This window comes from Novosphingobium pokkalii (genome assembly GCF_014652855.1).
Classification (GTDB): Bacteria; Pseudomonadota; Alphaproteobacteria; order Sphingomonadales; family Sphingomonadaceae; genus Novosphingobium; species Novosphingobium pokkalii.
This window is the reverse complement of record NZ_BMZP01000040.1, coordinates 1-12,840: the sequence shown is the minus strand read 5'-3', so window position 1 is coordinate 12,840 and position 12,840 is coordinate 1. Positions and strand designations below refer to the sequence as shown.

General features: G+C 65.3%; 13 protein-coding genes and 1 tRNA gene. 9 read left to right on the top strand and 5 right to left on the bottom strand.

Annotated features, from left to right (window positions below; all coding sequences use genetic code 11):
• Both IE191_RS20610 and IE191_RS20605 read left to right on the top strand, forming a co-directional pair.
• A partial coding sequence (locus IE191_RS20610; RefSeq protein WP_444544248.1) for an electron transfer flavoprotein subunit beta/FixA family protein occupies window positions 1-324 on the top strand: 324 nt, incomplete at its 5' end.
• Window positions 324-1,256 (top strand): electron transfer flavoprotein subunit alpha/FixB family protein, encoded by a 933-nt coding sequence (locus tag IE191_RS20605; RefSeq protein WP_191326315.1) that lies wholly within the window; start codon window positions 324-326, stop codon window positions 1,254-1,256. The genes IE191_RS20610 and IE191_RS20605, both read left to right, overlap by 1 nt.
• Before the next feature lie 134 nt (window positions 1,257-1,390).
• Here the strand turns inward: IE191_RS20605 and epsC are convergent, their stop codons facing one another.
• Both epsC and IE191_RS20595 read right to left on the bottom strand, forming a co-directional pair.
• Entirely contained in the window at window positions 1,391-2,341 is a 951-nt protein-coding gene (epsC, locus tag IE191_RS20600; RefSeq protein WP_229815732.1) for a serine O-acetyltransferase EpsC, read from the bottom strand.
• 95 nt (window positions 2,342-2,436) lie between these two features.
• Window positions 2,437-3,300, bottom strand: a complete 864-nt coding sequence (locus tag IE191_RS20595; RefSeq protein ID WP_191326314.1) for a shikimate 5-dehydrogenase — start codon at window positions 3,298-3,300, stop codon at window positions 2,437-2,439.
• A 148-nt stretch (window positions 3,301-3,448) separates the two neighbouring features.
• Between IE191_RS20595 and IE191_RS20590 the strand changes: the two genes are divergently transcribed.
• Window positions 3,449-4,168, top strand: a complete 720-nt coding sequence (locus tag IE191_RS20590; protein WP_191326313.1) for an alpha/beta family hydrolase — start codon at window positions 3,449-3,451, stop codon at window positions 4,166-4,168.
• Window positions 4,169-4,177: 9 nt separating this feature from the next.
• On the opposite strand, the gene IE191_RS20585 is transcribed toward IE191_RS20590, so the two are convergent.
• A tRNA-Arg gene (locus IE191_RS20585) sits at window positions 4,178-4,254 on the bottom strand.
• A 62-nt stretch (window positions 4,255-4,316) separates the two neighbouring features.
• Here IE191_RS20585 and IE191_RS20580 point away from each other — a divergent pair.
• Entirely contained in the window at window positions 4,317-5,135 is an 819-nt protein-coding gene (locus IE191_RS20580; RefSeq protein ID WP_373299352.1) for a queuosine precursor transporter, read from the top strand.
• 28 nt (window positions 5,136-5,163) lie between these two features.
• Here IE191_RS20580 and IE191_RS20575 read toward each other — a convergent pair whose 3' ends face one another.
• Both IE191_RS20575 and IE191_RS20570 read right to left on the bottom strand, forming a co-directional pair.
• Window positions 5,164-5,388 carry a PspC domain-containing protein gene (locus IE191_RS20575; protein ID WP_191326312.1) on the bottom strand — a complete coding sequence of 75 codons (225 nt, stop codon included), beginning with the start codon at window positions 5,386-5,388 and terminating at the stop codon, window positions 5,164-5,166.
• Window positions 5,388-5,528, bottom strand: coding sequence for a hypothetical protein (locus IE191_RS20570; RefSeq protein ID WP_191326311.1), 141 nt, complete (start codon window positions 5,526-5,528; stop codon window positions 5,388-5,390). The genes IE191_RS20575 and IE191_RS20570 overlap by 1 nt, the downstream gene beginning before the upstream one ends.
• Before the next feature lie 509 nt (window positions 5,529-6,037).
• Here IE191_RS20570 and rimP point away from each other — a divergent pair.
• From rimP to IE191_RS20545, 5 genes are all read left to right on the top strand, one after another.
• Window positions 6,038-6,640: a ribosome maturation protein RimP gene (gene rimP / locus IE191_RS20565; RefSeq protein WP_191326310.1), complete on the top strand. Its 603-nt coding sequence runs from the start codon at window positions 6,038-6,040 to the stop codon at window positions 6,638-6,640.
• 3 nt (window positions 6,641-6,643) lie between these two features.
• Window positions 6,644-8,290, top strand: coding sequence for a transcription termination factor NusA (gene nusA, locus IE191_RS20560; RefSeq protein WP_191326309.1), 1,647 nt, complete (start codon window positions 6,644-6,646; stop codon window positions 8,288-8,290).
• Window positions 8,271-9,050 (top strand): DUF448 domain-containing protein, encoded by a 780-nt coding sequence (locus IE191_RS20555; protein ID WP_191326308.1) that lies wholly within the window; start codon window positions 8,271-8,273, stop codon window positions 9,048-9,050. Before nusA ends, IE191_RS20555 begins: the two co-directional genes overlap by 20 nt.
• A gap of 5 nt (window positions 9,051-9,055) precedes the next feature.
• A complete protein-coding gene (infB, locus tag IE191_RS20550) occupies window positions 9,056-11,674 on the top strand; it encodes a translation initiation factor IF-2 (protein WP_191326307.1) in 2,619 nt (872 codons plus the stop codon).
• Window positions 11,675-11,858: 184 nt separating this feature from the next.
• A complete protein-coding gene (locus tag IE191_RS20545) occupies window positions 11,859-12,728 on the top strand; it encodes a hypothetical protein (RefSeq protein ID WP_191326306.1) in 870 nt (289 codons plus the stop codon).
• Window positions 12,729-12,840 lie beyond the last annotated feature (112 nt).

Below are 12,840 nucleotides of genomic sequence, written 5' to 3'. Positions count from 1 at the left end.
TTTGCCAATGAAGTCAGCGTCGAAGGCGATCACCTGCTGGTCAAGCGCGAGATCGACGGCGGCCTGGAAACGGTCAAGCTGGCGCTGCCAGCGGTGGTGACCACCGACCTGCGCCTCAACGAGCCGCGCTATGCTTCGCTGCCCAACATCATGAAAGCCAAGGCCAAGCCGCTTGCCACCAAGACCCCGGCCGATCTGGGCGTGGACGTGGCGCCGCGCCTCAAGACACTGAAAGTGGCCGAGCCGCCGGTGCGCGCGGCGGGCGTCAAGGTGGCCGATGTCGATGCGCTGGTGGCCAAGCTCAAGGAACTGGGAGTCGCGTGATGGGTAAGGTTCTTCTCTGGGTCGAGCACGAGAGCGGCGCGATCAAGGACGCGACGCTGAGCGCGGTGACGGCGGCGGGCCAACTGGGCGACGTGGTCGCGCTGGTGGCGGGCGAAGGCGTCGATGGCGTGGCCCAGGCGGCGGCGCAGATCGCCGGCGTTTCGGCCGTGCTCAAGGCCGATGATGCGGCCTATGCCCATGCGCTCGCTGAAAACGTCGCGCCGCTGGTGGCGGGCCTGATGGCCGACCACGATGCCTTCGTGGCCCCGGCGACGACCACCGGCAAGAACGTGGCGCCGCGCGTCGCCGCGCTGCTCGATGTGGCGCAGGTCTCTGATATTCTCTCGGTCGAAGGGCCCAAGACCTTCACCCGGCCGATCTATGCCGGCAATGCCATCGCCACGGTCGAATCGAGCGATACCAAGCTGGTGGTGACCGTGCGCGCCACCGCCTTTGCCAAGGCGGACGCGAGCGGCGGCAGCGCGTCTGTGGAAGCGGTGAGCGGCGCGGGCGATGCCGGCCTCTCCAGCTTCGTTGGCGCGGAAATCGCCAAGAGCGAGCGCCCCGAACTGACCAGCGCCAAGGTCATCGTCTCGGGCGGCCGCGCCTTGAAGGATGCGGAAACCTTTGCCGCGACGATCACGCCCCTGGCCGACAAGCTGGGCGCCGCGATCGGCGCGAGCCGCGCGGCGGTGGACGCGGGCTATGTGCCCAACGATTACCAGGTGGGCCAGACCGGCAAGATCGTGGCGCCGCAGGTCTATGTTGCAGTGGGCATTTCCGGGGCGATCCAGCACCTTGCGGGCATGAAGGACAGCAAGACCATCATCGCCATCAACAAGGACGAGGACGCGCCGATCTTCCAGGTCGCCGACGTCGGCCTGGTCGCGGACCTGTTCACCGCCGTGCCGGAGCTGGTGGGCAAGCTTTGATTTTCGGGGTGTTGCGTTAGGCTTCGCACCACCCCCAAACCCCCTCCTTGCGATGAGGAGGGGGCTTTTTTGTGTCCCCCTCCCGCTCGCGGGAGGGGTCAGGGGAGGGGGTGTTCAAATCCCAACTCAAAAACTCAATCGCAGGGATCGCCCGCTTCCACCGTGACGCTGGCCTGGGTCTGGCGCACGCGGCTGCCGGGCGGGACGGAGCGGGTGAGCCAGACATTTCCGCCGATCACCGAGCAGCGGCCGATCGTCACGCGGCCAAGGATCGTGGCCCCGGCGTAGATCGTCACGTCGTCCTCGATGATCGGATGGCGCGGCTCGTCCTTGACCAGGCGGCCTTCCTCGTCGGTGCTGAAGCTGCGCGCGCCGAGTGTCACGGCCTGGTAGATGCGCACGCGCTTGCCGATGATCGCGGTCTGGCCGATCACCACGCCGGTGCCGTGGTCGATGAAGAAGCTTTCACCGATCGTGGCGCCGGGGTGGATGTCGATGCCGGTGCGCGAATGGGCGATTTCCGCGATGATGCGCGCCACCAGCGGCGCGCCCAGCTTGTAGAGTTCGTGCGCCACGCGGTGGTGCAGCACGGCGGTGACGAAAGGATAGCACAGCAGCACTTCGTCCACGCAGCGCGCGGCGGGATCGCCGTCGAACGCGGCTTCCACGTCGCTGTCGAGCAGGCGGCGGATTTCCGGCAGGCGGGCGGCAAGTTCGCCCACGATGCGGTTCACTTCCGCGTCCACCGTGGCGTCGCAATCCTGCGGATGGCTGTAGTGCAGTTCCATCCGCACTTGCGCGGCGAGCAGGGGCAGGGCCGATTGCAGGCTGGCAGCCACGAAGATGTCTTCGTTGGCGGCGGTTACTTCGGCCGGTCCCAGGCGAAGGGGGAACAGCGCAGCCGCGAGCACGTCGATGATGCGGCCCAGCGCGTGGCGCGAGGGAAAACCGACCGCGCCATAATCGCCGCGCTTGCTGCGGGCATCGCGCCAGCCTTCGCGCACGCGGCGCAAGTGCGCGACAACGTCGTCGATGGCGAACGGCGGCTCGGGAAACTCGACCTCGGCCTTGCCCATATCCCTCATGTCCTTCCTGCGCCGTGGTCCGCCGATACCGGGCGCCCGTGGCTGTGGCGCTTCATATAGGACGCACCACAGCCACGGGAAGGGGGTGCCCGATTTTAACCCTTCATCGTCGCGGCGGCGAGGCGCGCGGCGGTGGCATCGCCATGGGCAAAGCGGGCCGCCTCGATCACCAGTTCGGCCGAGGGGCGCACGCCGGTGTAGAGCGCGAATTGCTCCACGGCCTGGAGCACGATCACTTCCGCGCCGGAAAACACCGGCTTTCCGGCGCCGATCGCGGCCTGGATGAAAGGGGTCTGCGCCGGCTGCGCCACGACGTCGAACGCCACCTCGGCAGCGGCGATCATGGCCTCCGGGAAAGCCAGGGCCTCGGCATCGGGGCCTTCCATGCCGAGCGGCGTGACGTTGACGAGCAGGGGCGCGCCTTGCGCGGGCAGTTCCGCTGCCCAGGCAAAGCCATAACGCTCTGCCAGCGCCGGCCCGGCCTCGGGATTGCGGGCCGCGATTGTCCCTTGCGTGAAGCCCGCATCGCGCAGCGCGGCGACCACGGCCTTGGCCATGCCGCCGCTGCCGCGCAGCAGGAACGGCTTGGCCGGGTCGGCGGGGCTCGCCTCGATCAACTGGCGGCAGGCGGTGTAATCGGTGTTGTAGCCGGTCAGGTGGCCATCGTCGTTGACGATCGTGTTGACGCTGTCGATGGCGAGCGCGGACGGCTCCAGCGCATCGATCAGCGGAATCACCGCTTCCTTGAACGGCATCGAGATCGCGCTGCCGCGAATATCCAGCGCGCGGATGCCGGCAACCGCAGCGGGTAGGTCGCGCGTGGAGAACGACTTGTAGATGTAATCCAGGCCCAGCGCGTCATAGAGATAGTTGTGCAGGCGCGATCCGGCGTTGCCGGGGCGACCGGACAGCGACATGCACAGGCGGGTGTCGCGGCCGATGGGGGGCTTTTGAGGCATTGAGGCTCCTGGGGGGAAGGGCTGACGGTCGGCCAAGCCATGGCATGGATGACAGGGGCAAGGCCAGCCTGTTGAGGCAGCTTGACAGACGGGTGCGGTTGCCGTCTCCGCTGGCACAAGTGCAACCGCTGCCGCAATGGTCTTCCGCATGACGCCACCGATGGCGATCGTTCTCGCCGATCGAAACAACACGGCCAGGCGATCCGATATCCTGCCCCGTGTGACCGCCAGGTTCGGCGAGTGCGGCCAGCCGGTGTTTCTGTTCCAATCCCCGCGCCAGGCCGCGTCGGAACGGATCAACCGCCGCCTGGAGCAGGTCCTGCCCGGCATCGCGCGCAGCACGGGCCAGGCGCTGTCCTGGCCTGGGCGCCTTGCCTGGTGCGTGGTCAAGACCGTGCTGGCCTGCGCCAGCCCGCAACGTTGGGATTTCCTGGTCGCCGCGCTGCTGCCGCCGTGGCGGGTAGCCGCGCGCGAACTGGCGCGGTTCATCGAAGCGCTGCCCCATGAGCGAGTCGTGATCATCACCCATTCGGCCGGGGGCGTGGCCGCCACGCGGATCGCGGCCCATCCCAAGGTTCAGGGTATTGCCAGCTTCGGCTACCCCTTTCGCCATCCGGAGCGGCAGCGCGAAGCCTATCGCACGCGGCATTTGCGCGGCGTGACCAAGCCGATGGTGGTGATCCAGGGACAGCGCGATATCTATGGCGGCGATCCGGCGCAGTTCGGGCCATTGCTTGGCCCGGCATGCGCGATCGTGTCGATTGACAGCGACCACGATTATCATGGCCTGGAGGACGCAGAGTTTGCGCGGACCTGGCAGGCGATCGCGCAGGTGCAGCAGGCTGCATGCGAAAAGGCGGTGAGATGAGTAAGAAGTTGGCGCGCCCTGCAGGATTCGAACCTGCGACCACCGGCTTAGAAGGCCGATGCTCTATCCAGCTGAGCTAAGAGCGCGCGCAGCCGTGCCCATAAGACGGCTTTGCCTTTGGTGCAAATGGCGATAGCAGTTCTTCCCCATGAACGACACCGCCCAGGCTGCGCCCTCCGCCCCCATTGGCATGCTCGAAAAGATCGGCGGCTCGGCCGGTGCGCGGCGGCATTTCCGCTATTTCGATTACATGATGGCCGCGTTCGTGGCGATTCTGTTGCTCTCGAACCTGATCGGCGCGTCCAAGCTGTCGAGCGTGGGCGGCTTTACCTTTGGCGCGGGCATCCTGTTCTTCCCGGTGTCCTACGTGCTGGGCGACGTGCTGACCGAAGTCTATGGCTATGCCAATGCGCGCCGCTGCGTCTGGGTGGGCTTTTTCGCGCTGCTGTTCATGGCGCTGATGAGCTTTGTGGTGGTGGCGATGCCGCCGGCGGCCGACTGGGGCTGCGCCTCGAGCGGCGATCCGCAGTTCGCCGCGCTGGTCGCCAAGGGTTCGGCCGGCGCCTTGTGCCAGACCACCTATGTCTCAGTGTTCGGCAGCACCTGGCGCATCGTGCTGGCCTCGGTCACCGCGTTCTGGGCGGGCGAGTTCGTCAATTCCTTCGTCATGGCGCGGATGAAAGTCTGGACGGGGGGCAAGTATCTGTTCACCCGCACCTGGGGTTCCACCATCTTTGGCCAGGCGGTGGACAGCCTGATCTTCTATCCCGTGGCGTTCCTGGGCACCTGGACCAATGCCGACGTGGTCCACGTGATGATCACCAACTGGGCGTTCAAGGTGCTGTGGGAAGTGGTGCTCACGCCCGTGACCTATGCCGTGGTCAATTTCCTCAAGCGGCGCGAAGGCGTGGACGTGTTCGACACCGATACCGATTTCTCGCCGTTTGCCCGCACCGCCTCGGTGTGAGAGGGGTGCGGGGTTTGGCGGCCCCGCATCAATCGGCGATCAGGGCGATGGCCAGGTAGATCAGCAGCAGCGAGCCGAAGCCCAGCAGTGTGCCGGCGATCCAGGCCACGCGCACCAGCGTGACATCGATATCCAGCGCGTCGGCCATGCCGGCGCAGACGCCGAAGATCTTGCCGTTCTGGCGATCGCGGCGGAAAATGCTGCCACGGCGGGCGGGGCGGACGGGGCTGTCGTCAAAGCGCAAGTCGGTCATCATGCGATCTCCACGGTCGAGGTGGCGGCGTGGCTGACAGCCGCCGGGGTTTCCACGGTCTGGCCGATGAGGGCCAGCGAAAGGGCGAGGGCGGCAACGGCGGCGCTGGCGCGGCCGGCGATGGAACGAAGTGCAGTCATGGTCGATACTCCCTGATTGTGGCGCCGGATGGCGTATCCGGCTGATGTCCCCTGCTTTGCATGGGGCGTGCCAAATTCGAAAAATGGCTGATTTCCGCCATTCCCGGAGATGAGGTGGCTGGGTGAACGCCAAGTGAATACCAACGATTGGGATTATTCACCGATAATTTGGATAATGATTTTCATGGCTGACGCGATTCGCATGCCGCGCAGCTTTTGAGGGCGGGAACCGGCCTTCTTTTCCCCTTTGAGGGCAGGCATCGGGTGCGGGCCGGGCGGGCCTGGCATGCGATGCTGCCGGAGCAATCCGGCGGTTCTCGCCCACCTTGGGCCTTACTGGCGGATGTTGTGCCGGGCGTCGCCGCTTTGTTCTTGCAATTTTCCGCTGCCTGGCTTATCTGCACATTCATCCCGACATTGTGAAGGCAAGAGCGGGCTGGCGCCGAAAGGGGCCGGCGCGAAACTCCATTGCCTGCACGGTGCAGACTATTCGGGGCATTGGAGATTGCATGACGGATATCGCGCGGATCATCGAGATTGTGGAGCCCGAGGTGAAGGCCCTGGGATTCGATCTCGTGCGCGTGCGCCTTTATGGCAAAAGCGAGGTGGGCGACGAGGAGCACACGCTCCAGGTCATGGCCGAGCGGCCCGAGACCGGGCAACTGGTGATCGAGGATTGCGCCGCTCTGTCGCACCGCATCTCGGACAAGATCGACGCGCTCGAGGAAGCCGGCGAAATGCTGATCGAGGACGCCTATCGCCTCGAAGTCAGCTCACCGGGCATCGACCGTCCGCTGACCCGGCCCAAGGACTTTGCCGCGTGGATCGGCCATGAGGCGCGGATCGAGCTGGCCGAGCTGCTCGACAATCGCAAGCGCTTTCGCGGCGATCTCAAGGCTTTCGATGCCGAGACCGGAACGATTTCGATCGAGGACGATGGCGTGGTCTATGCCGTGCCCTTCGCGCTCGTCACCAATGCCAAGCTGATCCTTACCGATCGGCTGATTGCCGCCTCGCGCCCGGTCGATACGTCCGGCGTGGACGAGGAAGATTTCGAAGACGAAGACGCTTTGGCGCAACCCGACGCATTTCTTGAGGAACAGGAAGACTAAGCCATGGCCAGTGCGATTTCCGCCAACCGTGCCGAGCTGCTGGCGATTGCCAACGCGGTCGCTGCCGAAAAGATGATCGACAAGTCCATCGTGATCGAAGCGATGGAAGAAGCGATCCAGAAGTCGGCGCGCAACCGCTATGGCGCCGAGAACGACATTCGCGCCAAGCTCGATCCGCGCACCGGCGATCTGCGCCTGTGGCGCGTGGTCGAAGTGGTCGAGCATGTCGAGGACTACTTCAAGCAGGTCGATCTCAAGCAGGCCGAAAAGCTTCAGGCCGGCGCCAAGGTGGGGGACTTCATCGTCGATCCGCTGCCGCCGGTGGACCTGGGCCGCATCGATGCCCAGTCGGCCAAGCAGGTCATCTTCCAGAAGGTGCGCGATGCCGAGCGCGACCGCCAGTATGACGAATTCAAGGACCGTGCCGGCGAAATCATCACCGGCGTGATCAAGTCTGTCGAATTCGGCCACGTGATCGTCAATCTGGGCCGCGCCGAAGGCGTGATCCGTCGCGACCAGCAGATCCCGCGCGAAGTGCCGCGCGTGGGCGAGCGCGTGCGCGCGCTGATCCTCAAGGTCGAGCGCCAGAACCGTGGGCCGCAGATTTTCCTGAGCCGTGCGCACCCCGATTTCATGAAGAAGCTGTTCGCGCAGGAAGTGCCCGAAATCTATGACGGCATCATCGAGATCAAGGCCGCTGCGCGCGATCCGGGCAGCCGCGCCAAGATCGGCGTGATCAGCCGCGACAGCTCGATCGATCCGGTCGGCGCCTGCGTCGGCATGAAGGGCAGCCGCGTCCAGGCCGTCGTGCAGGAAATGCAGGGCGAAAAGATCGACATCATCCCCTGGAGCGAAGACACCGCGACCTTCGTGGTCAACGCCCTCCAGCCGGCCACCGTCAGCCGCGTGGTGATCGACGAGGAAGAAAGCCGCATCGAAGTGGTGGTGCCCGATGACCAGCTCAGCCTGGCGATCGGCCGTCGCGGCCAGAACGTGCGCCTGGCATCCTCGCTCACCGGTTCGGCCATCGACATCATGACCGAGGCCGAGGCGAGCGAAAAGCGCCAGAAGGAATTCTCCGAACGTTCCAAGACGTTCGAGGAAGAACTCGACGTGGACGAAACCCTGTCGCAGTTGCTGGTGGCCGAAGGCTTCAGCGAGCTGGAAGAAGTCGCCTATATCGACATCAGCGAACTGGCCGCGATCGAAGGGTTCGACGAGGAACTGGCGACCGAATTGCAGAACCGCGCGCAGGAAGCGCTCGACCGCCGCGAGGAAGGCCAGCGCGAAGAGCGCCGGGCGCTGGGCGTGGAAGATGCCCTGGCCGAACTGCCGCATCTGACCGAAGCCATGCTCGTCACCTTGGGCAAGGCCGGGATCAAGACGCTGGACGATCTGGCCGATCTCGCCACCGACGAACTGATCGCCAAAAAGCGCAGCAACGACCAGCGTCGCCGCAACGATCGCCGCGAGCGTGACCGTTCGGAGCGCAGCGAAGACAAGGGCGGCGTGCTGGGCGAATATGGCCTGACCGACGAGCAGGGCAACGAAATCATCATGGCGGCACGCGCCCACTGGTTCGACGATGAACCGGTGGCCGACGAAGCCCCCGCAACCGAGGAGGCCGCCGATGCGGAATCCTCACAATGAGACGCTGAGCGCGCAAGGGCCGCAAGACCGCCCGGCAAAGCCTGAAAAGGCCTTGCCGGAGCGGAAATGCATCCTCTCCGCCCGCCACGATGGCCGGGACACTTTGGTGCGCCTGGCTGTTTCGCCCGACGGTCTGGTTCTGCCCGATCCGCTGGCGCGCGCCCCGGGGCGCGGCGCCTGGATCGGCGTGAGCCGTGCAGACCTTGAAATTGCCCTTGGCAATGGCAAACTTAAGGGAGCGCTGGCGCGGGCCTTCAAGGGCGCGCCGCTGACCATCCCTGCGGACCTCGCAGATCGCATCGAACAAGGCCTCAAGCGCGCCACGCTGGACCGACTCGGCATCGAGTTGCGCGCTGGCAATCTGGTGCTGGGCACGGAAAAGATTGCCCAATCGGCCCGATCCGGGGCGATTGTCTGGCTGGCCCATGCCAGCGATGCCAAGGCCGATGGCGTGGGCAAGCTTGCCCAGGCCTGGCGAGTGGGCGAAATGGCCGAAGGGTCTGGCATGGCCGGCATCATCTTGCCGCTGGACCGGGCGGCGCTGTCTGTGGCATTGGGCCGCGACAACGTCGTTCACCTTGGCGTCACCGATGCGGGCGCGGCCGAACGGATTGCCGGTCCGCTGGACCGTCTGATGCACTTTATCGGGGCTGCGGCACCGGAAGGTCCACCTGGACGCGATAGTCCAGGCGGGCCGACTCCTGCCGATGCACCGGCCGCACACGCGGCGAACGACGATTTGGATACGAAGGGCGAATGAGTTCGATGAGCGATAGCGACAAGAAGCCGACACTGGGCCGCAGGCCACTGGGCCTGAAGACCGCAGTGGAGGCTGGAGAGGTCAAGCAGACCTTCAGCCATGGTCGCACCAACAAGGTGGTGGTCGAGGTCAAGCGCCGCAAGCTGATGCCGGGTGGCCAGCCCGCCGCACCGGCTGCGGCTGCCCCTGCCGCTGCACCGCGTCCGGCTGCCCCGGCCGCGCGCGCCCCGGTCGTGCCGCCGCCGCCGCCGCCGGTCTCGCCCACCGCTTCGCGCGAAACGCGCCAAGAATTGCAGGCGCGTCTGCTGCGCCAGGCCGAGGAAGCCCGTCTCGCCGCGCTGGAAGCCGCCAACCGTCGCGAGCAGGAAGAACGCCTGCGCGCGATCGAGGAAGAGCGCCGCCGCGCCGAGCAGAAGGAAGCCGCTGCCCAGGCCGCTGCCGCGCCCGAAGCTGCGCCGGCCGAACCGGAGCCCGTGGCACAAGCCGCGCCGGAAGCGCCGGTGGCTTCGCCTGAACCCGTGGCCGAACCCGCTGCCGCGCCCAAGGTGGAAGAGTCGGTCAAGGCCGCTGCGCCCGCGCCGGCTGCCCCGGCTGCTAAGCCGGCTGCCGCCGCCCCGGCCGCCGTTCCCGCACCGCGTCGCTTCACCCCGGTCGTGGCGCCCAAGCGCCCCGAACCGGCGAAGAAGCCGGCCCATGCTCCGCGTGACAAGAATGCCAACGACCGCCGCCAGGCGGGCAAGCTGACGGTCACCCGCGCGCTCAACGAGGACGAAGGCGCCCGCGCCCGTTCGCTCGCCGCGCTCAAACGCGCCCGCGAAAAGGAACGCCGTGCCCACTTCGCCGGGCAGACCCAGCAGCGTGAAAAGCAGGTGCGCGACGTGATCGTGCCCGAAGCGATCACCGTGCAGGAGCTGGCCAACCGCATGGCGGAAAAGGCAGCCGACCTGATCAAGGCGCTGTTCAAGATGGGCATGATGGTCACCATCAACCAGACCATCGACCAGGACACCGCCGAACTGCTGGTGACCGAATTCGGCCACAACATCCAGCGCGTGAACGACAGCGACGTCGACATCGACACCGCTTCGGACATCGATGCCGAAACCACGCTCAAGGCACGGCCCCCGGTCGTGGCGATCATGGGCCACGTCGATCACGGCAAGACCAGCCTGCTCGACGCGCTGCGCGGCACCGACGTGGTGCGCGGTGAAGCCGGCGGCATCACGCAGCATATCGGCGCCTATCAGATCAAGACCAAGGGCGGTGACTACATCACCTTCCTCGACACGCCGGGCCACGAAGCCTTCACCGAAATGCGCATGCGCGGGGCCAACGTCACCGACATCGTCATTCTGGTGGTGGCTGCCGACGACGGCATCATGCCGCAGACGGTGGAAGCCATCAATCACACCAAGGCCGCCGGCGTGCCGATGATCGTGGCGATCACCAAGAGCGACAAGCCCGAGGCGAACCCGCAGAAGATCCGCGAGCGCCTGCTCGAGCACGAAGTGATCGTGGAAGACATGTCGGGCGACGTGCAGGACGTGGAGGTTTCCTCCAAGACCGGCGCCGGTCTCGACACGCTGATCGAGAAGATCCTGCTCCAGGCCGAGCTGATGGAACTGCGCGCCAACCCCGATCGCGCCGCCGAGGCGACCGTGATCGAGGCCAAGCTCGACAAGGGCAAGGGGCCGCTCGCCACCGTGCTGATCAACCGCGGCACGCTGCATGTGGGCGACATTCTGGTGGTTGGCACCCAGTCTGGCCGCGTTCGCGCCATGCTGGACGACAAGGGCCGCCAGGTGAAGTCCGCGCCGCCGTCGCTGCCGGTGGAAGTGCTGGGTATCGGCGGCGTGCCGATGGCCGGTGACACGCTCACCGTGGTGGAAAACGAAGCCCGTGCCCGCGAAGTGGCCGCCTATCGTCAGGAAAAGGCGACTGCCAAGCGCACCGCCGTGGCGCCGTCGAGCCTGGAGAACATGTTCTCCGCGCTGGCCGCCAAGCAGACCGTCATCGAATATCCGGTGGTGATCAAGGCCGACGTGCAGGGTTCGACCGAAGCGATCGTCAACGCGCTCAACCGCCTCTCGACCGACGAGATCAAGGTGCGCGTGCTGCATTCGGGGGTGGGCGCCATCACCGAAAGCGACGTGGGCCTGGCCCAGGCTTCCGGCGCGCCGATCGTGGGCTTCAATGTCCGTCCCAATGCCAAGGCGCGCGAGCTGATCGAGCGCAACAAGGTGCGGATGAAGTACTTCGATGTGATCTATCAGCTCACCGACGACATCGCCAAGGAAATGGCGGGCGAGCTGGGGCCGGAGCGCATCGAAACCGTCGTGGGCCGTGCGGAAGTCAAGGAAGTCTTCCCTGCGGGCAAGAAGGACAAGGCTGCCGGTCTGCTCGTGCTGGAAGGCTATATCCGCAAGGGCATCCACGCCCGCCTCACCCGCAACGACGTTATCGTCAGCAAGACCACGATCGCATCGCTGCGTCGCTTCAAGGACGACGTTTCCGAAGTGCGCGCAGGGCTTGAATGCGGCGTGGTGTTGCAGGACACCAACGACATCAAGGCCGGCGACACGCTGGAAGTGTTTGAAGTGGAAGAACGCGAACGCACGCTCTGATCTTCGCATCAGTTATCAAAAAGGCGGCCTTTCCCTCGGGAAGGGCCGCTTTTTTGCGAAGGCAGTGCGCGTGGCGGCCACGTGCGCATTCTTGCCGGAATGGTCCTGATTTCCCTTGTGATTCAGGTTTAAGGATTGTTACGCCTTGTTTCATATACGTTTTCGCGGACTGCAAGGAGTGACGATGCGCCGCAGCCGATCATGCATTTTGCCGTTTCTGGCTTTGGCGCTGGGCGCCGCGCGGGCGCCGGTGGTGGTCCTGCCCGATACGCTGGTGCCTGACAGGTCGGTGACCATCGGGACGAAGGTTTCCGCGAAGCCCGGCGATGTCGTGCTGCGGGCAAAGATCGCGCGTACCGAAAAGACCTATCTCGACGTTCCGGTTCATGCCGAAATCGCTCGCTTTGCGGCCGATATCCCCGCAGGCGCGGTTCTGACCACCGTGCTGGCCAACGATCGTACGCGCTCGATCGTGGGCAGCCAAGCCGATATCTATTACTGCGGCGACGACATGAAGGCGCGCTCGTCATTCATGGCCGGCTTGATGGGCGACATGGGCTCCAAGTTCGAGAACATCGTCCGCTTTTGCTTTGTCGATGACGACAAGGACGGCCGGTTCGACCATTATTTTCTGGCCGGTGCCAAGGATCCGCTTTTCCTGAAGGAGCAGCCGGTCGGCCCCCTGCCTTACCGTGTCGAGCATCTGGTTCAAGAGAATGCGGCCGACGAGATCAGGCTGAAGTACCGCAAGTTCGATACGACGACGTCGAAAATCAGCCTCGAACTCGAAATAACCCGCAATGGTGCGGCGCTGCCGTTCGACTATATCATCACGCCCACCCACACAGGCCGCAACGAGCAATATTACCGGATGGCCAGCAACCCGGCCAAGGTGCCCTATCCGGTGGTTTTCGAGGATGTGCTGGGAGCCGACATCATCATCGAGTCGGTGCAGCCCGACGGAACCGCGCAATTTTTCGTGCAGCGCAATTTCGCCCCCTCGCTGTTCAGGCCCTACAGTCCGAGCGTGCAATACATTTTCATCTACATCTGATCGCGCCACCGCACTGCTGCCTTGTGCTGCGCAGTTGTGGAATTGGTCCACGCCGCCTAGCACTACTTTGGCAGATTATGCATTGGCGGGTCGCTGGGGCGGCATCCGCAGT

Excerpts from the sequence above, each read along its gene's own strand:
- IE191_RS20605 (WP_191326315.1), top strand. The coding sequence starts at position 324 with ATGGGTAAGGTTCTTCTCTGGGTCGAGCACGAGAGCGGCGCGATCAAG.
- epsC (WP_229815732.1), bottom strand. The coding sequence starts at position 2,341 with ATGAGGGATATGGGCAAGGCCGAGGTCGAGTTTCCCGAGCCGCCGTTC.
- IE191_RS20595 (WP_191326314.1), bottom strand. The coding sequence starts at position 3,300 with ATGCCTCAAAAGCCCCCCATCGGCCGCGACACCCGCCTGTGCATGTCG.
- IE191_RS20590 (WP_191326313.1), top strand. The coding sequence starts at position 3,449 with ATGACGCCACCGATGGCGATCGTTCTCGCCGATCGAAACAACACGGCC.
- IE191_RS20580 (WP_373299352.1), top strand. The coding sequence starts at position 4,317 with ATGAACGACACCGCCCAGGCTGCGCCCTCCGCCCCCATTGGCATGCTC.
- IE191_RS20575 (WP_191326312.1), bottom strand. The coding sequence starts at position 5,388 with ATGACCGACTTGCGCTTTGACGACAGCCCCGTCCGCCCCGCCCGCCGT.
- IE191_RS20570 (WP_191326311.1), bottom strand. The coding sequence starts at position 5,528 with ATGACTGCACTTCGTTCCATCGCCGGCCGCGCCAGCGCCGCCGTTGCC.
- rimP (WP_191326310.1), top strand. The coding sequence starts at position 6,038 with ATGACGGATATCGCGCGGATCATCGAGATTGTGGAGCCCGAGGTGAAG.
- nusA (WP_191326309.1), top strand. The coding sequence starts at position 6,644 with ATGGCCAGTGCGATTTCCGCCAACCGTGCCGAGCTGCTGGCGATTGCC.
- IE191_RS20555 (WP_191326308.1), top strand. The coding sequence starts at position 8,271 with ATGCGGAATCCTCACAATGAGACGCTGAGCGCGCAAGGGCCGCAAGAC.
- infB (WP_191326307.1), top strand. The coding sequence starts at position 9,056 with ATGAGCGATAGCGACAAGAAGCCGACACTGGGCCGCAGGCCACTGGGC.
- IE191_RS20545 (WP_191326306.1), top strand. The coding sequence starts at position 11,859 with ATGCGCCGCAGCCGATCATGCATTTTGCCGTTTCTGGCTTTGGCGCTG.